At 69.9% G+C, this 23690-nt stretch carries 17 protein-coding genes; 6 read left to right on the top strand and 11 right to left on the bottom strand.

Annotation, left to right across the window (positions count from 1 at the left end):
• Positions 1-387: 387 nt before the first annotated feature.
• The 4 genes from ACYVF6_RS31700 (at position 388) to ACYVF6_RS31715 (ending at position 4039) form a co-directional block, all read left to right on the top strand.
• The gene (locus tag ACYVF6_RS31700) at positions 388-1461 is read left to right on the top strand and encodes a zinc ribbon domain-containing protein (protein ID WP_460526350.1); all 1074 of its coding nucleotides are present in this window, start codon (positions 388-390) and stop codon (positions 1459-1461) included.
• 317 nt (positions 1462-1778) lie between these two features.
• Positions 1779-2507, top strand: a complete 729-nt coding sequence (locus ACYVF6_RS31705) for a GAF domain-containing protein (protein WP_460526352.1) — start codon at positions 1779-1781, stop codon at positions 2505-2507.
• Positions 2504-3337, top strand: coding sequence for a S8 family peptidase (locus ACYVF6_RS31710; protein ID WP_460526354.1), 834 nt, complete (start codon positions 2504-2506; stop codon positions 3335-3337). The genes ACYVF6_RS31705 and ACYVF6_RS31710 overlap by 4 nt, the downstream gene beginning before the upstream one ends.
• Positions 3338-3355: 18 nt before the next feature.
• On the top strand, positions 3356-4039 hold the full coding sequence (locus ACYVF6_RS31715) for an RNA polymerase sigma factor (protein WP_460526356.1): 684 nt from the start codon (positions 3356-3358) through the stop codon (positions 4037-4039).
• A gap of 75 nt (positions 4040-4114) precedes the next feature.
• On the opposite strand, the gene ACYVF6_RS31720 is transcribed toward ACYVF6_RS31715, so the two are convergent.
• Both ACYVF6_RS31720 and ACYVF6_RS31725 read right to left on the bottom strand, forming a co-directional pair.
• Positions 4115-4375: a hypothetical protein gene (locus ACYVF6_RS31720; RefSeq protein WP_460526358.1), complete on the bottom strand. Its 261-nt coding sequence runs from the start codon at positions 4373-4375 to the stop codon at positions 4115-4117.
• A 174-nt stretch (positions 4376-4549) separates the two neighbouring features.
• A complete protein-coding gene (locus ACYVF6_RS31725; protein WP_460526360.1) occupies positions 4550-8236 on the bottom strand; it encodes a tetratricopeptide repeat protein in 3687 nt (1228 codons plus the stop codon).
• Positions 8237-8518: 282 nt separating this feature from the next.
• Here ACYVF6_RS31725 and ACYVF6_RS31730 point away from each other — a divergent pair, with 282 nt between their 5' ends.
• Positions 8519-14449 (top strand): virginiamycin B lyase family protein, encoded by a 5931-nt coding sequence (locus tag ACYVF6_RS31730; protein ID WP_460526606.1) that lies wholly within the window; start codon positions 8519-8521, stop codon positions 14447-14449.
• A gap of 6 nt (positions 14450-14455) precedes the next feature.
• Here ACYVF6_RS31730 and ACYVF6_RS31735 read toward each other — a convergent pair whose 3' ends face one another.
• The 6 genes from ACYVF6_RS31735 to ACYVF6_RS31760 form a co-directional block, all read right to left on the bottom strand.
• Positions 14456-15403: a hypothetical protein gene (locus ACYVF6_RS31735; protein ID WP_460526362.1), complete on the bottom strand. Its 948-nt coding sequence runs from the start codon at positions 15401-15403 to the stop codon at positions 14456-14458.
• Positions 15404-15418: 15 nt separating this feature from the next.
• Positions 15419-18022, bottom strand: coding sequence for a sugar-binding protein (locus ACYVF6_RS31740; protein WP_460526364.1), 2604 nt, complete (start codon positions 18020-18022; stop codon positions 15419-15421).
• 119 nt (positions 18023-18141) lie between these two features.
• Positions 18142-19311, bottom strand: coding sequence for a signal recognition particle-docking protein FtsY (ftsY, locus tag ACYVF6_RS31745; RefSeq protein ID WP_460526366.1), 1170 nt, complete (start codon positions 19309-19311; stop codon positions 18142-18144).
• Positions 19312-19324: 13 nt separating this feature from the next.
• On the bottom strand, positions 19325-20575 hold the full coding sequence (locus ACYVF6_RS31750) for an MFS transporter (protein WP_460526368.1): 1251 nt from the start codon (positions 20573-20575) through the stop codon (positions 19325-19327).
• Positions 20576-20638: 63 nt separating this feature from the next.
• Positions 20639-21448: a VOC family protein gene (locus tag ACYVF6_RS31755; protein WP_460526370.1), complete on the bottom strand. Its 810-nt coding sequence runs from the start codon at positions 21446-21448 to the stop codon at positions 20639-20641.
• The gene (locus ACYVF6_RS31760) at positions 21445-21792 is read right to left on the bottom strand and encodes an ArsR/SmtB family transcription factor (RefSeq protein ID WP_460526372.1); all 348 of its coding nucleotides are present in this window, start codon (positions 21790-21792) and stop codon (positions 21445-21447) included. The genes ACYVF6_RS31755 and ACYVF6_RS31760 overlap by 4 nt, the downstream gene beginning before the upstream one ends.
• 71 nt (positions 21793-21863) lie before the next feature.
• Between ACYVF6_RS31760 and ACYVF6_RS31765 the strand changes: the two genes are divergently transcribed.
• Positions 21864-22286: a VOC family protein gene (locus ACYVF6_RS31765; RefSeq protein ID WP_460526374.1), complete on the top strand. Its 423-nt coding sequence runs from the start codon at positions 21864-21866 to the stop codon at positions 22284-22286.
• Here ACYVF6_RS31765 and ACYVF6_RS31770 read toward each other — a convergent pair.
• From ACYVF6_RS31770 to ACYVF6_RS31780, 3 genes are all read right to left on the bottom strand, one after another.
• Complete coding sequence (locus ACYVF6_RS31770) at positions 22273-22608, bottom strand: PspC domain-containing protein (RefSeq protein WP_460526376.1); 336 nt, start codon at positions 22606-22608, stop codon at positions 22273-22275. The genes ACYVF6_RS31765 and ACYVF6_RS31770 overlap by 14 nt on opposite strands.
• Positions 22609-22821: 213 nt before the next feature.
• A complete protein-coding gene (locus ACYVF6_RS31775; protein ID WP_460526378.1) occupies positions 22822-23085 on the bottom strand; it encodes a PspC domain-containing protein in 264 nt (87 codons plus the stop codon).
• A 75-nt stretch (positions 23086-23160) separates the two neighbouring features.
• On the bottom strand, positions 23161-23655 hold the full coding sequence (locus ACYVF6_RS31780; protein WP_460526380.1) for a MarR family winged helix-turn-helix transcriptional regulator: 495 nt from the start codon (positions 23653-23655) through the stop codon (positions 23161-23163).
• Positions 23656-23690: the final 35 nt, after the last annotated feature.

Below are 23690 nucleotides of genomic sequence, written 5' to 3' on the forward strand. Positions count from 1 at the left end.
GCGAGCGAGCAGGCAACCGAACAGGGCGCCGGTCAGACGACCGTGCTGCCTACTGTGCAATCCACGTCGTCGGTGTCCGGACCGCCGCCAGGCTTCCAGTCCGGGCCCCGGCCGGGTCCGCGGAACGGACCGCCGGCCGGTCCGAGTGGCCCGCCGTCCGGGCCGCAGTACGGGCCGCAGAGTGGGCGACAGAATGGCCCGCCCGGATCGGGACAAGGACCCTTGCAGGGACCTCCGCAGGGCCGGCCGCCTGGACAGGGACAGGCACCACCCGGACGACCGCCACAGGGTCAGCCACAGGGCCGGCCGCCGCAGGGCGCACCGTCGCAGGGTGCGTCACGGCAGGCCGCTCCACCTCCGCCGTACGGCCCACCGTCTGGCGGCGGCATGGGCGGATTCGGTGCGTCCGGCGGCCCGCAGCAGCCCACAGGGCTGTTGCCGCAGGCGCCCGGTCAACCAGCGCAGGGCGTTCCCCAGCCCGGCCAGCCAGGCCAGCCAGGCCAGCCGCAGCAACCGGCCCAGCCGCAGAAGCCGTCCGGTCCGTCGCAGGCCGAGCGGGCCCGGTCGCTGATCGCGAACACTCCGCAGCCGGAGCAGCCGCCTCCCACGCAGCCGATCGAGCCGGTGCTCCCCGGAACGCCCACGCCCGCACCGCCCCGGCCCGTCCGGCCGCCGGAGCCACCGCAGGCGGCGGGCGACCTGATCTGCCCGAACTGCGGATCCGGCAACGAGCCGTCCCGTAACTTCTGCTCGCACTGCGGTTACTCACTGAAGGACGCGGCGGTCTACCGTCCGCCGTGGTACCGCCGGATCTTCATGCGCAAGCGCGTGCCGGTCGCCGCCGGCGATCGCCCTGTCCGCGAGTCGATGGCCCGCAGCCGGCGACGCGGCCGGAGGCTGAAGCTGTTCGTCAAGCTGGCCATTCCGCTCGCGTTGATCGGAGGTCTGATCGCCTACCGTGCTCCGATCCAGCGAGCGCTCGTCGGCAACGTCAACCAATACTGGCCGAAGGTCGAGCCGGTCCGGCCGGTCCAGGCCGCCGCCATCACCTCCGAGCGCGGGCATCCCGCGTCGGCCGCCGTTCTCGACCTCGACCCGGAGACGTTCTGGGCCGAGGGCGTGCAGGGCAGCGGCGAGGGCCAGCGCATCGCCGCGGTGTTCGACCAGCCCGTCGACCTCGCGGCGATCGGCATCTACAACGGCGCGTCCAGTGATCGTGCGACGTATCTCTCAAGGCCACGGCCGCGGCAGATCAGGCTGTTCTTCAGCAGCGGCGGCTCGGTCGATCTGACGTTGGAGGACGAACCCGGAAAATTCCAGAAGTTCGACGTCAAGGCGGAAGGTGTGCGAACGGTCGCGATTCAGATCGTCAACGTCTATCCTGCGGTGGAAGGCAGGAGCCAGGCGACATCGCTTTCAGGTGTGGAGTTCTTCGCGCGGCAGTGCCGAATCTGCAACTGAACCGGCCCACATCATACGGGTCTGATCGTCCAGCGAGCTGACCGAACGGGCCGCCCGGCAGCCCGTTCGGTGCAAACCGACAGGGCCTTTAGACCTGACTTGGGACCAACGCCGACCAATGTCCTGAAACGGCTTGCCAGCGCGGTCGATGTAAGGCAGCATCCCGAGGGAGAGTGGGGTGAGCCCGCGCGGGCGCCACGCGGCGGAGCCGCACATGTGGTGATCGCAAGGGACTGGACAAGACTTCGGACTGCGGTGACCTAGGGGTAGGGGCAACCGCCGACAGCAGTGCCCGAAACGCGGGCCCTGGGGGTGAGATGGTCGAGCAGGTGGCCGCCGCGTTGGCGAGAATCGCGTCAGAGCTTGGACCCGCGTTGGCACCACCTGGCCACCTCGAGCTGCTCACCTCCATCACCGCGGCCGCCCGCCGCCTGTTCGACGCCGGCGCCTGTTCGATCCTGACGCTCAGCGAGGACGAGTCCGAGCTGGTCTTCGCCGCCGCGAGTGGCGGTGCCGACATCGAGCTGCTCGACCGCCGGATGCCCGCAGGTGAAGGGATCGCGGGCTGGGTCGCGCTGACCGGTCAGCCGCTGGCCGTCCAGCAGGTCGAGAGCGACCCGCGCTGGGCCGCCGGCTTCGCGGCCACGACGGGCTACCGGCCGCGGTCGATTCTCGCCGTTCCGATGGAGACCTCGCGCGGCGTGATCGGGGTGATCGAGGTGCTCGACGCCTCCCCCACCGCCGGCCAGGACATGGAGCTGCTCGCGCTGTTCGCCACGCAGGCCGCGCTCGCCATCGAAGGTGCCCGTGCGTTCGGCGAGCTCGGCCGTGCGCTGTTCGCGGCCGCCGGAACCGCGTCCCACACCGAAGACCTCAGTGCCGCCCTCGACCGGGTGGCCGCCGACTCCCCGGCGCCTTCCGCCGACTTGGCCGAGCTCGCGGCGGCGTTCGCCGAGCTGGGCCAGGTCGGTCCGATCGAACGGTCCACAGCGACCCGGTTAGTACGCGACTTCCTCGCGTACGTGCGTGGAAGACCACTGCCATGAGGCCGGCGTGGTCGCAGCAGTTCGACCGGCACCGCCTACCGCGGACCTCGCCACTCGAGCTCGACTCTCCGATCACCAGGGAATGGGCATGGGGCGGCTCCACCGGCAGCGGCGTCCGAGTCGCGGTCATCGACAGCGGGATCGACGCCAGCCACCCGGCGGTGGGCTCCGTGCAGGGTGGCGTGGTGGTCGAGCTCGACGGCAACGGCAAGGTCCAGCTCACCCACGAGACACACACCGACCTGTTCGGGCACGGCACGGCCTGCGCCGGGATCATTCGTATGATCGCGCCGGACGCCGAGATCTACAGCGTTCGCGTGTTGGGCTCGCGGTTGTCCGGGCAGGGCGCCGTGTTCACCGCCGGCCTGCGCTGGGCGATCGACAACGGCATGAACATCGTCAACCTGTCGCTGGGCACGAGCAAGCGTGAGCACTTCGCCGAGCTGCACGAGCTGAGCGACCTGGCGTACTTCCGCCGTACGACGCTGGTGTCGGCGGTCAACAACCTCCCGGTCGACAGCTACCCCTCGCAGTACGCCTCCGTGATCTCCGTTGCCGCCCATGGCGGCAAGGACCCTTTCCGATTCGACTACAACCCTTCTCCACCAGTGGAGTTCGGTGCACCAGGCATCGACATCGAAGTGCCCTGGCTGCGCGGCCAGACCATCCGCGCCACCGGCAACAGCTTCGCGGCAGCGCACATCTCGGGTCTGGTGGCCCTCGTGCTGTCACGTCATCCACACGCGACGCCGTTTCAGGTGAAGACAGTTCTGCAGGCCCTGGCCGACAACGCCCTGCCGGACAAACCTTGGAGCCCATATGGTGTCTGAGCAGCGTTCGGAGCCAGCATGATGAGTACTGACCAGACCATCAGCACCGCCGAGCTGGTCGAAGCGGTGCGGGGCGGGGATCGTGACGCGTTCGCCGCGCTCTACCGTGAGTTCGTCGGCGTGGTGCAGCTGGCGGTCCGCGACCAGCTGCGTGACGTCGACCAGGTGGCCGACGCCGTGCAGGAGACGTTCGCGCGTGCCCTGCAGTCGCTGCACAAACTGCGCGATCCGGACAAGTTCAGGGCCTGGCTGCTGGCGATCGCCCGGCACACCGCCGTCGACACCCGGCGGGACAGGTCGCGGCTGGTCCTGTCGGAGCCGGAGGACACCGAACCCGTCAACGGTTCGGAAGATCCCGCCGAGCTGACCGCCCTGCGCGACATCGCCACCATGGTCGAAGGCCTGGTCGGCGGCCTCTCCCGCCGCGACGCGGTCGCCCTGCGGCTGGTCACGCTGGGCTTCGACATCTCCGACGTCGCCAAGGCGCTGGGCATCCGGCACGGCGCCGCCAAGGTCGTCCTCCACCGCGCCCGCCGCCGGCTCCGGGCGGCGTTGGTACTGCAGTTGCTGTCCAACGGCACAGCCACCGCCTGCGTCCAACTGCCACAGATCCTGGACCAACAAGGGATCGCAGCCGCAGGTCGCCACGCCGAAACCTGCGAAGTCTGCTCCACTTCTGCCCGAAAAGCCATCTACGGATAGACCACACGTAGACCATTGCGGGTTAGGGCCTGTTCCCCACGACTTCCTCGACGCCAGGCCCCAACCACTCCACCACTAGTGCTCGTTACCGTTACCAGACTCCCCTAGGCCGACCACTCGCAGGCCACCCGCTCGCAACGCGTTCACGAGGTCGTCGGGCAGCGGCTGCGGACTCCAGTCGGTCATCGCGAAACCGTGTACATCATCTTCTGGGTAGGCTTGGGCGACGCCAGGCGCGACGAGCAACGCAAACAACGCACGCTCTTCCCCATCGAGCTGGGTTTGCGCGAAGTCACGCAACTTGCCGACCAGTCTCCTCGCCACATCGGTCTCCATGGTCGTATTGTCGCCGAAACCACTTACCGGTTACATCACCCAGGCACATCGGTAGCGGACAGGAAGCGGCCTCGCCCTTAACTTTACGTGTTTGCGCAGGCGCGCCTAAGGCGAATCTCGTGCGTAAACGGACACCGCGCCCACACTTTCGTCACGTTCCGTCGAGAATTCACGTTATCTCAACGGCGGAAGTGGAGTCCAAATCACACCGAGACTCGCCAAAATCTGGTCCGCCTCGGCGTCGGTCGCCACACCCCCCGCCCGCAGTCTGGCCAGCCGCGCCAAGGCCGCCCGGGTCCGCGCCTCTTCGTACCGCGCGTTCACCTGCTGGGCGATCCGCAGGCTCGCGTAGAACGCCGCCCGGGCCGCGTCGAAGTCGCCGAGCTGCGCCCGCGCCCACCCGATCATCTGGTCCAGGAACGCCTGCTGCACAGGCTGCTCCGCCCGCGCGCGTACGGCGGTCGCCAGCTCGAGAGCGGCAGCGCCTTCCCCCATCAACACACGCCGCTCCACCTCCCGCATCTCCACATCGACAACAAGCGAGTCCGCCCCGATCCGGTCGAGGTCTGCCATCGCTTCGGCGATCAACGCCTCGGACGTCTCGAACGCACCCGTACGCGCGGCCAGCCTCCCTAGGTTGGCGATCGCCATCGCCGCACCCGGATATCCGCTCAGCTGCCAGATCTCGAGCGCCGCGTGCAGCTCGGACCGAGCCTCGGCGAAATAGCCCTGGTCACAATGAATCTCCCCGATGTTGTGTGTCGCCGCGGCGGCCAGCACGCTCGCTCCTACGCGCTCACAGGCCTCCAGGCTACGCCGATAGAGCTCGACGGCGTCGTCCCATCGACCTTCGTAATAGGCGTCGACGCCCAGGTTGTTCAACACATTTCCCTGCCCGCGCCAGTCGCCCAATTCTTCGTATATAGGCAGCGCGAGCGCCCGATATTGCGGATCGGGTTGCCCGAGATCAGTGTGCGCCCAATCGAGCAGATAATAGGTATGCGCCAGCGAGGCGAGGTCGGCGCTGAGCTCGGCCAGATGCACGGCGTCTTCCAGCACTTTGATCGCTTCGGAATATCTTCCCTGCCGAAGTCTGATCGAGGCGTACATCGACATCAGTTTGACTTTGACCCGCGCGACCGTCGCGGTGTCGCCGGCTTTTTCCAGGGCCCGGAAGCCGCGTTTGTAGAGCTGCAGCGCGACGGGATACCTGCCCTCGTGCTCGGCGACATCACCCTGCTTCCGCAGCAGGTCACCGACCGCCACCGGGTCGTCGGAGCGCAGCTTCCGCGCCCGCCGGTACGCCTCGACCGCCTGGTCGTACAGCCCGGCCACCTCGGCGGCGTCGCCGAGCTGCTCCTGCACACGCGCGATCCCGGACCCGTCCACGCCTGCCGTCTTCGCCGACTCCAGGGCCCTTCCGAGGAAGGCCACGGCCTCGACCGGCGCCGCATCGTGGGTGGCACGTTCCGCCGCGATCAGCGACCACTCCCAGCAGTCCTGATGCCGTTTCGCCAGGCTGTAGTGCAGGGAAAGCAACGCTGCCCGGCGCTCGCCGCCGCCCTGTTGCGGGCGGCCGGATCGCAGCAGATCGCCCGCCCTGCCGTGCAGTGCCCGGCGCCGTCGGTAGGACAGTCCTTCGTACGCCGACTCGCGCAGCAGCGCGTGCGCGAACCTGGCGGTGTCGTTCGACGTCTCGAGTACGCCAGTGAGCCGGTCCAGAATCCCTCGGCCGGCCTCGGGGTCCACTCCGGCCAGATCGAACAGGAGGCTGGTGGGGAAGTCGGAGCCCAGCACGGACGCGGCGCGGGCGAAATCGCGCTCCGGCGGATCGAGCGTGTCGAGGTGGGCGGCGATGACGGCCTCGACAGTGTCGGGCAGCTCGTCGATGGCCGCCCCGCCGGCGACGGCGGCGGCCAGCTCCTCCAGGAACAGCGGGTTCCCGTTGCTCCTGCTCGCCAGCGCCGCCGTCTCCTCCTCGCTGAACTTCCCCGCCGAGGTGGCCAGCCGTTCGACGGCTTGCGCGGGCAGTGGATCGAGCTCGAGCCTGACGACGTCGTCGACCGTGGACAGGTCGAGCCGCGGCGTGGACACTCGCTGCGCGACGAAGACAGCCCAGCCGGGCAGCACGCCCGCGAGCCGTGCGAGCAGATGGCCGGACCCCTCGTCGAGCCAGTACGGATCCTCGATCGCCAGCACACCGCCTGCCGGGAACAGCCGCAGCAGCAGGCGAACCGTCGCCGTGCGGAGCTCCTCGCGGCGATGATCGGCCTGCAGGCCGCCGGTCACTTCGTTGTCGGGCAGCCGAAGGCCGAACGGCACGCCGATCAGCGGCAGCAACGGCCGCAGGTCCGGCGTGAGCTGGTCGACCCGTTCGGCCAGCAACTCGGCGACAGCCGAGTCGTCCGACCTGGACTCGATTCCCAGCAGCCGGCGCAAGGGGCCGCGCACCGCGCCGTAAGGCTCGGACTTGGCATACTGCCGGGCCCGGATCACGACCGTCGGCAGCTCGTCGGCGAACACGAGAGCTTCGGCCAGGAGCCGCGACTTGCCGATACCCGGCTCGCCGATGACTTCGACGATACGGCTCATGCCGGAACGTACCGCTTCGATCGCCTCGCGTAGCAGGGCAAGCTCTGCCTGCCTGCCGACGAACGGCAGTTCGGCCGAACGCGGGACGAGCTGAACTGGCTCCAGCCTGCCGACCAGCGCGGCGGGCACAGGGTCGGCGACCCCCTTGACCCGATAGGAGTCTGCGGCCCGACGGCTGTACGGCGTACGGAGCCGTTCGAAGACCGAAGCCGTGGCGAGGATGCCGTCCTCGGGCGCGGCGGCCATCATCCTCGCGGCAAGATTCACGGTGTCGCCGAGCACGGTGTAGACGCGCCGCTCCTCGTCACCGACCTCGACAGCGAACGCGCGTCCCCGGTGCACGCCCGCCTTGACACGCAGCGCCGTCGGGGTGTCAAGCACGGTACGCAGAACCGCCAGCAGGCGGTCCTCGTTGTCGTCCGTCGTGGTCGGCGCGCCTGCGACCAGCACCAGCTTGACCGAGGAGACACCGACGTCCGTTCCCAGGAACGTCACTCCGTGGTCGGCACAGCTCTCCAGGGTCACCTGCGTCAGCGTGTTCAGTGCCTCGGCGACCGGCGCGGCGCCCTTGTCCCGCAACAGATCATCCAGCCCTCCGGCGTAAACGAAGGCAACGGCGATCTGGCGATGCTCGCCGTCCACTCCGCCAAGCCAGGCCTGCAAGGCCTGCGGAACGCCGCGCAAAGCAGCTTCGACCGGAACGTCCGAGGATCTGATCTCGGCGGCGTCAGGTGCCGAGATTTTCACCCGGGTGCGCAGCAGCCGTGCCTCCGGTGCGACCGGTTTGCCCAACCAGGCTTCCGGAAGCGCGGCCGCGATGGCCTGGCCGACGACGATCTGCCCGGGTCCGGCCAGATCTTGCAGGCCGACCACTCGGCTCACCGTCGGCCCCGTGACGAAGAGTTCACGATGTTGTACTCCGGCCAGGAACACCTCGACCGGACCGGATTCGACGCCGATCGACATCTCCAAGCGGACCCGGCCGGATTCCGAGGCCACGTTGCGAAATTCACGCAGGCTCTTCTGCATCGCCGCGGCGGCAGCGGCTGCCCTGGACTCATGGTCCGCTGCGGTGAACAACAACAGCAAGGCGTCGCCGCCGTACGTCAGCAGGTCTCCACCAAGCGGCCGGCTGACTGCTTGCATCGCGGCCACAACGGCGTTGATCAGGTCGGTGAGCTCTTCGGCGCCGGCTCGACCACGCCGCGCAAGCCGTTCGGACAGTGCGGTGAAACCGGAGACGTCGGCGAAGACGACAGTTCCGGACACGGATCGGTATACACCGGCAGTACCCGCGCCGTCCGGCTCGGTTAACCATCGAGCCTTCAGACGCGAGAGGTACCGAGACGGCCGCGCGAGCGGCTGACTTGACGATCCGGGTTCGTCGCGCACGATTCCAACGATAGGCCGGATCGCGTAACCGTTCCTGTGCTCTCATAGACCAGTCCTTGGGGAAGGGCAGAAACAGTCGAAACCGTGGGACCAGAGGGGGGTACCCGGATGAGGCAGAGCCTGAGGTCAAGGTGGCTACGGGCCGGCTTGGCGATCGCCATGGGCTGCGCAGCCAGCCTGTCGAGTGCGACTTTTGGAGCCGCACAGGCACAGGCGTTAGGTGCCATAACGGAATATCGAGTAGGTACCGGTGCAGATCACCCCGAAGGGATCACATACGGGCCGGATGGCAACATCTGGGTCTCCCACCGGGACGGCAACCGCATCTCGAAGGTGACGCCGCAGGGCGACGTCACCCACTTCGCGTTGCCGCATGACGGAGAGCCGGCACGGATCGTCGCTGGTCCGGACGGTGCGTTGTGGTTCACGGAGTACTCCGGTAACCGGATCGGCCGGATCACGGTCGACGGCAAGATCAGCGAGTACACGCTCGCCACCAAGGACGCGCGTCCACTGGGCATCACGCGGCAGGGGGACCGGTATCTCTGGTTCGCCGAGTCGAAGGCCGGCAAGATCGGCCGGATCGACCTGAGCCCACCCGCCGACTCCAAACCGTCGCATCCGGGCCTGAACATCACCGAGTACACCGTCGGCACCGGCTCCGTACCGACCGAGGTGAGCGCCGGCTCCGACGGCCGGATCTGGTTCACGCTGCAGGGCCGCAACAAGATCGGCCGCTTCGTCGACGGCAAGCTCGAAGAGATCCGGATCCCGACCCAGCAAAGCGGCGTGTCCGGCATCGCACCGGCACCCGGGCCAGGCGCCCTGTGGTTCACCGAGTCGTCAGCGGACCGGCTGGGCAAGGTCACCGTCGACTCGCCGCCCGCCATCACGGAGTACGCGGTTCGGCCCTCTGCCGGCCTCAACCGGGTCGGCCCGGTCGGCATCGCCGCCGGAGCCGACGGCGCGGTCTGGTCTACGGCACAGCACGACAACTCGATCTTGCGTTCGACCGCCGACGGCTCGACCATCCAGCGGTTCCAGGTGCCCACCAGCGCGTCCGCGCCCCAGGCGATCGCCCTCGGCCCGGGCAAGGACATGTGGTTCACCGAACGGAGCACGGGCAAAGTCGGCCGGATCGCTGCCGGCCAGAGCGGCCTTGGTATCTCCGGAATGAGCCTGTCGGTCGGACCCGCCAGCGCCGCCTCCGGTCACGAGAAGACCCGAACCCAGGATCTTCCGGCGAACGCGCTCGCTGACACGGCGCAGCTCCAGTCGAGCCCGTGGCGCTCGGTTCCGTGGCGCTCGGTTCCGATGGGGTCGACGCCATGGCGCTCGGTCCCGCTGACGGACATTCCGTGGAGATCGGTGGACGTCGATCCGATCGCGCTGTCGGCTCTGCCGTTGCAGGGGACGACGTGGGAATCGGTGCTGGCAGGAACGATCTATGAGGGCGTGCCCCTGCAGACCGTCACCATCGACGACGTACTGGCACTCGATCCTCTGCCGGCCGCCGTCCAGGACCTCACTATGGCGAACATCGACCTGGACTGGAGCCCGTGGCGGTCGGTCAGCCTGAGCGGGCTCGTGCTCGCCAACGTGCCGCTGGACAACCTGCCCCCGCCCTCGCCGTCGTGGTGTGCCTTCCTCGCCGGCCAGCCGGAGAACTGCTCGACGGGGGTCGATCCGGTCACCACGACCCTGCTCGACCTCGAGCTCGCGGGTGACGACCTGTCCGGCTACTACGCCGACCAGATCGACCTCGCGGCGGTCGACTTCGCAGGCACGAACGCGCCGATCACCGCGTTCCTGCTCGACGACATCCTGCTGGAGCAGACGCCGCTCGGGCCGTTGCAGACCAGCGCGTTCCCGAGCCTGGTGACCTGCGCTCCGGCAACCTGTCCCACGCTTGCGGACGCACAGGACGCGAACGCACTCGCCGGCGGAGCGACGGTCGGCGACTTCCTGGACCTGCTCCCCGCGGGCGGACTCACCCAGCTCGGGTTGGGCGAGCTCCTGGCGGGGATCGTGGACGGCACCGAGATCGCCTACGAGGACGCTCCGCTCTCAACCGTCCTGGATCACGCACTGATCCGGGAGTCGGATCTGCTCGAGTACCGCATCGGCTTCACCGTCGACTGCGACGAGGCCGCCGGTCTCGAGGTCGGGCTGTCCCTTGCCGAGCGGTTCCGGCCGCTACCCGGCTCCGCGCGAATCGACTTCGGCGAGACGGAGTACGACCTGCCCGATCCCGAGGTGGACGGCAGCACTCTGCGTTTCTCGCCGGCGGTCGGGGACGAAGGCATCTGTGAGGACGCCGCTCCCGGTGAGTCCAGGACACAGGACCTCGTGGTCGGCGTCGAGCCCGGTGCGACACTCGGCACCTACCAGGCGAGCGCGAGCGCGTCGACATTGCTCGACCGTTCCGCGGGCCAGGAGGCGACCGCGGGTCCCGCCGCGCCCGCGACGGCGGACGACAGTCACGATCCTGCGGCGGATGCGGAATCTGCCCAGCCGTTGGCGCTCGACGAGCTGACCGCGGGGCACATCGCCTCCAGCGGCGATGCCGATCTCTACTCGCTCGACGCACCTGAGCCAGGGTCGACCCTGCGGATCTCGCTCTCGCACCTTCCGGCCGACTACGACCTGGTGGTCTACGGCCCGAGCGCGGCGATTCCCTCGACACCGTGGCGCTCGGTCCCGTGGCGCTCGGTTCCCTGGCGTTCGGTGCCGGTGGAGGACAACTCCGAGCAGGCGGCGACCGACGACAGTGACCTGGCGCCGAACGGGCTGGCCGATGTGCCGTTGCTCGACGAACCGCTGCGGGCCACGTCGATCCGGCGCGGGACGGCCACCGAGTCGGTCAGTATTCCGGTGCTGGACTCCGATCTCGACGGGCGGTTCCTGATCCAGGTCAGTGGCTACAACGGTGTCTCGCACGCGGATCCCTACATCCTGCGCGCCAGCGCCACCCCGCCGCCCGCGCCGCTGGAGTGCCGGGACCGCGACCTCGGCACCGGCACGCCCGGTACGTTCCCGGCGTTGCCGTTGCCCACGACGACCAAGACGCTGATCCTGGTCGATCAGGAGCGGATGGGGCAGCTGTACGGCGCGAGCCAGGCCGCCGCGATGATGACGAAGCTCTCGGCCTACGCCTCCCGTTCCGACGTGGCAGGCGTGGTCGTGCCGGTCGAGTCCGACCCGAACGCCGATGTCCGCGACATGACCGATGTCTGGGACGGCGACCCGTGCTCGACCGCCAAGGCGAACGCGGTCGTCGGGGAGATCAACAAGGTCGTCGACAACGTGCGGCCAGGGTTGACCGGACTGCGCAGCATCGTGCTGGTCGGCCCGGACGAGGCGCTGCCGATGGGCCGCGTACCCGACCTGGTGACCGGAGCGAACGAGCGGGAGTACACCGAGGCCGCGATCGGCGGCATGGACACCGCCGTCTCCCGGGCACTGGAAAGCGGCATGATCCTCTCCGACGACCCGTACGGCGACTTCGACCCGCAGGTCTGGCTGAACGGCTCGCTGTACGTGCCGGACGTCGCTCTCGGCCGGCTGGTCGAGACGCCGGACGACATCGAGGCGCAGCTCGACCAGTACACCAGCGCCGACGGCGTGCTCGCGCCCGACACCGCTGACGTGTTCGGGTACGACTTCCTGTCCGACGGTGCCACGGCGATCGGCCAGGCGCTGTCCAGCCAGGTGCCGTCGACCACGAACAACGGGCCGTGGGACTCCGGCAACGCGCTCGACGCGATCAACCAGCCGGACCCCGCGTACCTCGCGGTGAACGCGCACCACAACCACTACGGCGCGCTGCCGGAGCAGGCGTTCACCAGCGGCGGACCGGACGTCCTGTACAGCACGGACGTCGCGCCCGCGGCCGGCTCGGTGCTGTTCACCGTCGGCTGCCACGCGGGCCTGAACGTGCCGAACGTCGCGGTCTCCTCGCCCACACCTGAGGAGCAGGACCAGCTCACCGACTGGGCCGAGCAGTCCTCGAAGCACTCCGCGCTGTTCACCGGCAACACGGGCTACGGCTACGGCGACACCGAGGTGGTCGGCTACTCCGAGCGGCTCCTCCAGCACTACGCCGAGCAGCTCTCCGGCACCCAGGTGACGGCCGGGCAGGCGCTGATGTTCGCCAAGCAGCAGTACGCCGGCGACCTCGGCGTGATCGGTGTGTACGACTCGAAGGTGCTGCAGGAGTCGGTGTTCTACGGCCTGCCGACCTACCGCGTCACCGAGGACGGTGGCGAGGGTGCGGCGACGGCCGCGGCGAGCAAGCCGGCCGCCAAGGCGCAGGCCGCGGAGGATCCGCGGTTGCGTTCCGCACGGTTCTCGGCCGACCCGCAGCTGCAGGAGGTGCGCACCGAACGCGGCTCCTACTGGACGGTCCCCGGTCAGTTCCCGCAGACGACGCACTTCCGCCCGATCGAGCCGCGCACGCGGCTGAACGTCACCGCCGAGGACGGCGCGCGTGTACACGGCGCGCTGATCGAGGAGCTGGCGTCGACCGACCGGCAGGGCGTCGATCCGGTCTACAGCCGGCCGACGATCGACCTCACGTCCAACGAGCCGGAACGGTCGGCGGACGCGGGCACGTTCCCGACGCAGATCCAGTCGGTGAACATGGCCAAGACCCCGCGCGGACAACAGGACTGGCTGGTGCTGATCACCGGTCAGACCGTCAGCGGCGCCGAAGGCGCGCGGCAGCGGCTGTTCAGCCACGTCGCCGGAACGGTCTACCGGTCCGACTCCGACGACTGGGCGCCGCCGCGGGTGACGCGTACGGACGGTTTCGTGGTCGGCCGGACCGCGGTGGTGTCGGTGAGCACGCCGGACGCCGATGTCGCCCGGGGCGTCGTGATGTACCGCGACGACGCGGGCTCGGAGTGGCGCCGGGCCGAGATGCAGCAGACCGCTGATGGTCAGTGGTCTGCGGGCATCCCGCTGCGGCCGGGCGCGACGACGCTGACGGAGTTCTTCGTCCAGCTCGCCGACGGTGCCGGCAATGTCGGGGTGAGCACCAACAAGGGTGGGCAGTTCACCACAGAGTCGACCGAGCCGGGCGGCGAGGGAATCGGCTTCGAGCTGACGCCGGCACCGCCGGACGGCGGCTTCTACCGCGACAGCCCGCGGATCACGATCGCCGGGCTCGACAAGGGCGAAGGCGCCCAGGTGACCGTCGACGGCGGCAGGCCGTTCCGGTACGACGGTCCGTTCACGGTCAAGGGCGACGGTGTGCACGTGATCCGCGCGCGGACCGACAGCGGCAAGAGCGCGATCATCTACGTCGCGATCGACACCACGCCGCCGACCATCACCGGTTCGGCCGCACCCGCGGCGAACGACTCCGGCTGGCGCAAGCCACCGGTCACCGTGACGTGGACCTGCGCGGACGGTCTGGCGGGCGTGACGTCCTGCCCCGAGCCGACGGTCCTGCAGTCGGACGGTGCCGGCCAGTCGGCGTCGGCCTCGGTGACCGACAAGGCCGGCAACACCGCGAAGGCGACGGTCGACGGCATCAACATCGACGGCACACCACCGGCCATCACCGGGTCGGCCACACCGGAGGCGAACGAAGCGGGCTGGCGTAAGTCACCGGTCACCGTGACCTGGACCTGCTCCGACAGCTTGTCGGGCGTCGCGTCCTGCCCGGAGCCGACGGTCCTGCAGTCGGACGGTGCCGGCCAGTCGGCATCGGCCTCGGTGACCGACAAGGCCGGCAACACCGCGAAGGCGACGGTCGACGGCATCAACATCGACGGCACACCACCGGACACGAAGGTCAACAACGCGCTGATCCTCGCGGCGGGACGGCCGCTCACCGGATCCGCGTCCGATGGCCTGTCGGGTGTGTCCAAGCTGACCGTGCAGTACCGGCCGATCGTGCTCGGGGCACCGGCGACGGTCAGTGCCACGCTGACCTGTGACCAGGCCCGTAGATCGTGCACCTGGTCGGCGCCCGCACCGACGACCCTCGGCCTCTACTCCGTCACCGCGACGGCCACCGATGCCGCGGGCAACCCCGATCCCACACCGGCATCGGTGCTGCTCACGATCTCGATACCCGGATAGCGCGGACTACGGCAGCAGCACCGGCGACGCCGGCCGGCTGTCGAAGTAGGCGAGAAACGCACCAGGCTGGGCGCCCGCACCGCGCGGGCGCCCAGTTGCCTTCACGAGCGTTCCGCCACCCGACACCTCGACGTCCTTGGTCGCGGTGAGCCGGCTGAGTGCTCCACGGGTCTCGGCGGCGACGCGGTCGCGCACGCTCTTCGACGAGGTGACCACGCAGAACACCTCGGTCACGCGCTTCGGATCGCGGGCCTGTACGCCGGCGGCATAGCGCACGACGCCGGTCATGCGTTTGGACGGCGAGTAGATCGTCGCCGCCGTGATGTCGTCGCCGAGGCAGCCGGCGATCGTCTCGAACGACTCGTCGGCGGCCAGCGTCTGCTCACCGGGCGCGCTCACCGGCGCCAGCTCGCGCTTCGATCTGGCGTACCCGATGCCCGGGTCGGACGTGGAGAGAGCGGCCAGCCCGGGGTTCCAGGTCTTGCCGACGTTCGCTCCGGTCAGCGACCAGACCGTGCTGTCCTCGCCGGACTCCTTCGTCGCCTTCAGGCCGGTGAGCTTGGTCTCGACGTCGGCGAGGACGAAGCCACCGAGCAGCAGCCCGGCGCCGTCGTCGCCGCCGGCGTAGATCGCCTGCTGCGCCTGGCTCGGGTCGAAGCCGGCCGGGTCCAGCTCGGTCCTCGTCATGGGGTTCGGGTTCGGGAGCACGCGCTTGGCGCCGTGGCCCGCGATCCGTGCGTAGCGCCGGTTGAAGAACAAGCCACCGGTGGCCTCACGCATCGCGTCGAAGTCGCCGTACTCGACGCGGGTACGCGTCTTCGCGGTGTCGCCGACGCCTGCCAGCGCGCGGCTGAGGCCGGTACGGGGTGTCTCGTCGCCGCCGTCGCCCGTGCAGGCGGCAGCTCCAGCCGCGACCAACAGGCTCAGCACGACGATCCATCCCCCGGTGCGCACGTGACCTCAGTCCCTTCAGCCGACGCGTGTGACGCTGCTGTGCGTTCCTCCACGGTCGGCTGCGAAGCCCAGGACGACAACGGCGTGCGCGCCCACCGTGGCCGGGTCGACGTCGATCGCGTAGTTCAGCTGGCCGGCCCGCGAGGGTGCGATCGTAGCCGAACCGAGCACTCCGCGAGCGGGATCCCAGACGAACAGGTTCGCCTCGCCCGGGCCGGTCGACTGCAGCGTGCCTCGTACGCTGTCGCCGCGCAGCCGGGCGCTTCCGACGAGGGCGGCGGTGTCGGAACGCGGCGCCTCCGGCCCGCCTGCCAGGGGTATCCGCGTCCGCACGGCCTGCAGGATCGACTGCGGCGAGCCGACGCTGCGGGCCGCGTCCTGCGGGATCCGCGGCGCCGCCGGCTCGGTCGGACGATCGGCCGGCGGGGTGTAGCCGGGCAGCGTCGCGAGGCCCCAGCGGTACGGGTCGCCCTGCACGCCACCCCACGTCGACCAGCCGATCCGCGTCTGGCCGGTCTTGTCCTGGGTGTCGGAGTCGTACACGAACAGGTTGAGCCCGAGCCGCTGCGGGTCGACCGCGTTCGGCAGGTCGCCCAGCGCGACCTTCGCCTCGATCGTGTAGCCGGTGTAGGGATTCTCGACCCGCGCGGCGACCCGCATGCCCGGTGCGGCCTGCTCGCCCGGACCCTGGCGGTTGTCGGCATCGCGTTCGAAACAAGGGGTTCCGGCGGTCGTACGCGGGAAGATGCCGGCCTTGAACGTCGTCGACGTGTTCTCGCTGGAGCCGCGAGCGTCGAACGCGAGCTCGACCGAGTCCGTACGCCAGTGGCGCTTGCAGTCGGCCGGGTCCAGCACCGTGCCGGGCGTGTCGTCGGTGACGTGCACGAGCACGTAGAGGTCGTCGCCGTTCCAGGCCAGCTTCGCGGTCGCCGAGCAGTCGGCGGCCGACGCGCAGGCCGTTCCCTCCCACAACCGGGAGAGATCGAGCGCCTGGCCGCCGTACTCCCCTGGCGTCTCCACGCCGTCGAGCGCCGGTGCGGTCGTCGCCTGCGGGATCGTGGTCGCAGGTACGAGCTCCAGCGCGGCCGTCCGTACGTCGTTCCCGACCGTGATCGTGTAGGGGAAATCGCCGCCCAGGTTGGACGTCGGCAGCGAGGCGTCGGTGTTGGTGACCGTGAACGTGACCGACCCCGACTCGCCGGCTGCCAGCGGACCGAAGGGCTTCTCGGCGGCGTCGGCCGCGAAGCCGTTCGGCAGGCTCAGCCTGACGGTGCCGGACGCGCTCGCGGTGCCGTCGTTGCTCACGTCGACGCGGACCGGACGCGATCCGCCGCCGGCCAGCGTGAGGACCGGCGTGACCCGGCCGGACAGCTGCGGCACACCGACGTCGTTCGTCCACTCCTCGTACTGCGCGACGGCGGGCAGCAGCTGCGGCATGCCGCGTACGACCGGGCGGACCTCGACCGCGCGGCTCGTCTTCCCCTTGCCGGCAAGGGAAGCTGTGAGCCGGGCCCGGGTATTGAGGGCCGCGTTCGCCGGTGGAGTCACGCTGAACCGCAGGGGTGCCGTCCGCTCGACCCGCCAGCCGTCGGGTACGGCGAGCGACACCTTCGCGTCGCGGACGTTGGTGTGCGCGGCGACGTCGAACGGCACGCCCGGGTGCACGCCGAACGCGCTCGTGGTCAGCCAGAGCCTCGTCGAGCCGAACGCGCCCTCGAGCATCGCGCCGGGCGCGGTGTTGCCCGGCGTGTACGGCACGCGCGAGTCGATCTGGGTGAAGCGGTCACAGCCGAGCGCGTTCGGGTCAGTCGGCACGTCGGGGAAGCCGGCCCAGCCCTGTGACGCGTACTCCCGCTGGGCCTCGCGCTCGACCTGCGCCCACGACTTGCCGCCGTTCCGCTGCGAGGGACGGCCGCTCCACACGCCATAGATGTCTGCGGTCGGATCGGTGGGTACGAACGTGCTCGCGCAGTCGGGTCCGGCCGGGCCGGTGCCGGCGGCGCCGCTGGAGAACAGCCGAGCGGTCTGCCAGTGTGCCAGCCGCTGGTCGGGGAACCGGGTGGGATCGGCGGCCGCGTAGTAGGCCTCGACCGCGAGCCGCGCGGCCTCCTGGTGGTTGCCGTGGTTGCCCGGCGAGGGAGCGGGGTTCATCGTGACGATGACGTTCGGCTTGATCTGGCGGACCAGGCGGACGACCTTGGCGAGCGTGTCGTCGTGGCCCCAGGCCTGCCGGGTCAGCGGCTCGCTCACTGTGTAGTAGAAGTCGACCTCGTCGAGGTTGTGCACGTCGGTGACGCCGGCCCTGCCGACGGCCCGGCGCTCCTCGGCCTCGCGGAGCAGCCCGAGCGGCGGGCCCTCCTCCGGGCCGACCGCGTTGCCGCCGCCCTCGCCGCGCGTGACCGTGATGACGCCGGTCGAGACGTCGTCGTCCTCCCGCCACTGCCCGTACGTCGACAGCCCACCGGCCTCGTCGTCTGGATGGGCTCCGATGAACAGCACGTCGACGTGCCCAGGCCCATGAGTGTCACCGCCGGAGGCATCCGCGGCAGGTAGGCCGACCAACCCGGTCGCGGTCAGCAGCAGTGCGGTCAGTGAGAGAGCAACGCGAGGTGTACGCACCCGTACATCAGAGACCTCCGAAGGCCGGGTGGCCATCCCTCCGGCCGATCTCGGTCACCGCAACCCGCCGACCCAGCCTGACCGCAATGACCATTGCGCGGTAACGGGCAGCGGAGCGCTCAGTCGCCGAGGAGCGCGTCGACGAAGCCTTCCGGGTCGAACGGGGCCAGGTCGTCGGCGCCTTCACCGAGACCGACCAGCTTGACGGGTACGCCCAGCTCGCGCTGCACCGCGATGATGATCCCGCCCTTGGCCGTGCTGTCGAGCTTGGTCAGCACGATCCCCGTCACGTCGACGACCTCGGAGAAGACCCGCGCCTGGGTCAGGCCGTTCTGGCCGGTCGTCGCGTCGATCACGAGCAGGACCTCCGACACCGGCGCCTGCTTCTCGATCACGCGCTTGACCTTGCCGAGCTCGTCCATCAGGCCGGTCTTGGTGTGCAGCCGGCCGGCCGTGTCGACCAGCACCACGTCGGCCTCGACCTCGACTCCGGTCCTGACCGCCTCGAACGCCACGCTGGCCGGATCGGCGCCTTCCTCACCGCGGACGGTCGGGACGCCCACCCGCTCCCCCCAGGTCGCGAGCTGCTGGACCGCGGCGGCGCGGAACGTGTCGGCCGCGCCCAGCAGCACGTCCTTGTCCTCGGCGACCAGGACTCTGGCCAGCCGGCCGGCGGTCGTGGTCTTGCCTGTGCCGTTCACGCCGACGATGAGCGCGACCGCGGGGATCGCCTCGTGCCGGTCGAGGTGGAGCGTGCGGTCCAGGTCGGGGCCGACCAGCGCGAGCAGCTCCTCGCGAAGGATCGACTTGGCCTCCTCGGCCGACGCCGTGCCCTCCACGCGTACGCGGGTGCGCAGCCGCTCGACCAGCTCCTGGGTCGGCGCCACGCCGACGTCGGCGGCGATCAGCGTGTCCTCGATCTCGTCCCACGTGTCGTCGTCGATCCGGTCCCTGGACAGGATCGCCAGCAGGCCCTGACCGAGCGTGCTCTTGGACTTGGCGAGCCGGGCCCGCAGGCGGACGAGCCGGCCCTGCACGGGCTCCGGACGCTCGATGGCCGGTGCCTCGGGCTCGACGAGATCGGGCGCCGGCACCGGCTCGGCGGTCGCCGTGCCGGTCGAGCCGCCCGTACCGGACTCGGACGACTCCTCCGCGCCCGACGCACCCGAGGCGGTCGTGCCGCCCGGCTGCTCTGGCGGCGCCTTCCGGCTGGCGCGCCGGCCCGCGACGAGGAAGAAGCCCGCCAGCACGGCGGCGAGGATGGCTAGACCGATGACGACGTACTCCACGGACCCGATCCTTTCAGGCCGTGCCCTGTTCGGTCTGCAAGGGCTGGCGGGCCACTGTGCGTGGCAGGACGAACCCGCACATACCGGCCGCTGCCACGACCACGGCGCCCAGACCGAACGCCGCGCCGAAGGTCAGGTGCTCGACCAGCAGCCCGGCCGCCAGCGGGCCGAGCACGGCACCGACGTCACCGACCATCTGCGACACCGCCACGACCGTGCCGCCGCGGCCGGTCACCACGTCGCCGAGCAGCGCGCCGGGCACCGGCCCGAGGAACGCGCCGCCCACGCCGAGGACGACCATCGCCGCCATCACGACCACGATCGACCCGTCGATCCCGAGCATCGCGAAACCCGCGGCGGTCACCAGCGCGCCACCGATCAACGGCGTCCGGCGGCCCACGGTGTCGACCAGCTTGCCGGCCGGGAACATCAGCCCCGTCTGAACGATGCTCGACACCAGGAACGACCAGCCGACCCAGCTCGGATCGGCGCCGATCTTGTCGACGACCAGCAGGGGTACGAGCGCGCTGCGCATGCCGAACAGCGCGAACCCGACCGCGAGGTTGGCGGTGAGCGCCGTGACGTACGACGGCATCCGCAGCGCGTCGCGCAACCGCATCGACGGGGCCTTGGGTGCGGGGTCAGCCGCGGCCGGGGCCACCGGGTCGGCCGGGCCACCCGAGCCATCCGGGCCGGGTGGGCTGGGGCGCAGCTCACGCAGGAACAGCAGGCCGACCGCGCAGGCCAGCGCCAGCGCGGCGGCGTAGAAGAAGAACGGCGCCCGCAGCGACAACCCGATCACGGCGCCGCCCGCTGCCGGGCCGACGATGCCGCCCATCACGAAGCCGGACTGGTAGACGCTCATCGCCCGACCCCGCAGCTCGGCCGTCGCGACCCGGATCACCAGCGAGGTCGCCGCGACCGTGAACACCGTGGACCCGATGCCACCGACCGCCCGCAGCACGAGCAGCTGGGGGTAGTTCTGGGACAGGCCGGCCAGCGCGCTCGACACCGCCACCACGCTTAGCCCGGACACCAGCGCCAGCCGTTCGCCGAGCTTGTCGACCAGCTTGCCGCTGAACGGGCCGAACGCGAGCCGCATGAACGCGAACGCGGACACCACCGCGCCGGCCGCTGTCGCGCCGACGCCGAACTGCCGGGCGAACAAGGGGATCGCGGGTGTGAGGACACCGAACCCAAGAGCCACACAGAAGGCGACGGCGGCGAGCGCCAGAATTTCCCTGGGAACCGAAGCCGACCGCACGTCTGAACATCGTGCCATCCCCCGCCGACATTCCCCAACGTCCCAAACTGGTCAGTGCATTGGTCAGGGCATGGTCGGCCTGGCTTGGGAGAACGTCCAGCGGTAGCCCTCGCAGTCGTCGGCGGAGTACCACGTGTGCCCGTGATGCTGGATCTCGGTCACGATCGTCGCGCCCTCGGCCTTGGCATGGGCGAAGTGCGTCCGCAGGTCGTCGACGTAGACCATCGGCTCGTGCGTCCGCGCTCCCTCGGCGGCGCCATCTCGCGGGAGCAGCATCACCGAGCTGTCGCCGACGTGGAACTCGATCCAGCCGGGGCTTTCGCCCTCGTCCGGCACCCGGTCGACGTCCCAGTCGCCGAGCTGGAAGACACGGTGCAGCCAGCGAGCCGCAGCTGCCGGATCGTCGTAGTAGAGGAACAGCGCGAGCCGGCCCACCTCGCGGGGCGTGCGTGGCGCGGTGTCGCGGCGATCCAGCCAGGCGACGTACGTACGCAGCATGGTGACCCAGCCGAAGCCCACGGTCCTGGGATCGCCACCGGGGAGGAGGTACTGCTCGACCGTGACCCGGGTGCCGCTCCCGGTCTTCTCGAAGCGGATGTCGGTCTCGGTGTCCTGCACCGTGCCGCGGACCACCAGCCGGCGGCCCGGCTCCCAGACGGTGATCCGGCCTGCCTCGAGCTGGTCGCCCTCGTAGATCTCCAGCACGCGGCCGCCGACGCCGGGCTCGATCCGCTGCTCGACCAGGCGGGAGGCGTCGTGGAAGTTGATCGGCCCGCGTACCCACCACAGGTCGATCTCCTCGGTGAAGATCGCGAACGCGGCCTCCGGCTCGACGCTGACCTCGACCTCGGCCTTGGCGGACGTACGACTCACGAGCCGGCCTCTTTCTGCTTGCTCTCGATGTGGCGTTTGAACGAGCCCAGCTGCTCGTCCCAGTGCGCCTGCACCTGGTCGAGCCAGGCCTGCACGGCCACCAGCGACTCCCGCCGGAGCCGGAACACGCGCAGCCGCGCGTCGTCGGGCACCCGTTCATCCTCGACCAGGCCGGCCGCGAGCAGGACGCGCAGGTGGCGGCTCATCGCCGGAGCGGACGTGCCGGTCGCCCTGGCCAGCTGGCCGGCGCGCTGCGGGCCCTCGCCCAGCAACTGGACGACCTGCCGCCGGGTGGGGTCGGCCAGCGCCTCGAAGAAGCTGTCGACGGAATCGGTGGCTGCCATGAGCCAATAGTTGCAGATTCTGATAACTAATGGCAAGGTGAGCAAGCATCTTGCCGAGAGAGGAGCTCGTGATGTCCGAGCAGCACACACCAGCCATCGTTCCGTTCCTCGCCTACGAGAACGCGACGGCGGCGATCGACTTCCTCATCAAGGGGTTCGGGTTCACCGAGGTGGAGCGGTACACCAACGACGACGGCACGATCGGGCACGCCACGCTGTCCCTCGGCGATGGGCGAATCTTCCTCGCCGACCTGCGGGGCGGCTACGAAAGCCCGCGGCACCACGCCGAGACCTGCGAGCAGGCCCGCACCTGGCAGCAGACGCCGTACATCGTCAACGGCGTCTTCGCCGAGGTCGACGACGTACACAAACACTTCGAACAAGCAAAAGCGGCCGGCGCCACGATCCTTTCGGAGATCGAGGACGCCGGCCACGGGGTCATCTACCGGGCAGCGGATCCGGAGGGCCAACGCTGGATGTTCAGCCAGCGCTGACGGTGTCGGTGGTCTCTTCGGGCATCAGCACCCAGCCCGCCGCGTAGACCAGCGCGGCAGTGCCTGCGGTGAAGATCGCCAGCACGACGGCGGCGAAGCGGACGATCGCCGGGTCGACCTTGAGGTAGTTCGCCACACCGGCGCACACACCGGCCAGCATGCGGCCCTGGCGCGGGCGGGTCAGCTTCCTGACCGCGGGCCGGGGCTGTCCGTGGAAGGCTGCACCGGAGCCGGCGCCGGAGTCGGAGCCGAACTCGGCGTGGAAGTCGGAGTTGCCGTAGTAGTCGGCCTGGGGCTTGCTGTCAGTCAGGTTCGTCGTCATGTCCACCAGCCTGCCGGTCGGCGGACCCACCCACCATCCGGAAGAGTCCTGCACCAACCCCGGCTCTCCCCGATCGTCCCTCAGGTGCATTACTCACAAGGGGAAACGGCTTACACAGCAGAAAGGCCGGCGCCACGATCCTGTCAGGGATCGAAGGCGCCGGCCACACGGTCATGGTCAGCTAGCGAGCGGCAGGCCCGGCCCACCACGAGATCACGTCGCCGACGTGATGTCGTACGTCTCCTCTTCCGGCATGAGGATCCAGCCGGCGGCGTAGATCAGGGCAGCCGTACCAGCGGTGAAGACGGCCAGTACGACAGTGGCCAGCCGGACGATCGCCGGGTCGACCTTGAGGTAGTTCGCGATGCCGGCGCACACACCGGCGATCATGCGACCTTCACGGGGGCGGACCAGCTTCTTGCCCTGGAGCTCGTTCTGGATGTTGTTCTTGATGTCGGTGAGGTTCGTCGTCGTCATGGCTCAAGCCTGCCCTCCGGCGAGGCCGCCCACCATCCGGAACTGTCCTGCACCAACCCCGAAACTCCCTGGGGATCACTCAGGGTTCGCCGCGCCGAGGACCAGCAGCCTCAGCAGACCGGCCAGTTGCTCCCGTTGCTCCTGTGTGAGGCCGGAGAGCATCTGCTTCTCACGCAGGTCCTGGTCGGCGACGCTCGCCTCGAACGCGGTCAGGCCCTGCTCGGTCAGGCGTACGGTGACCCGCCGCCGGTCGCCTGGCTCGTGGCTGCGCGTGACGTGACCCGCGGCCTCCATGCCGTCCAGCCGCTTGGTCATCGCGGCGGGCGAGACGCTGGCGAGCGCTGCCAGCTCGGTCGGCGTCGCGGCGTACGGCTCTCCCAGCGCCCGCAGGTCGCGCAGCGTCTTCCACTGGCCGACCTCGAGGCCGTACTCGTTGAGCGTGGCCTGCCGGTGCCGCGACAGCTCCCTGGCCAGCACGGTCAGCCGGGTGGTGATCGCCTCGACCAGCGGGTCGATCTCGGGCACCTGCTGAATCCAGCGCTCGACCTGCTCGTCGATCCAGTCCCGCATGGAGCACACCGTATCGTGGCGCAATTTTCTCCAGC

Source organism: Flindersiella endophytica, assembly GCF_054779015.1.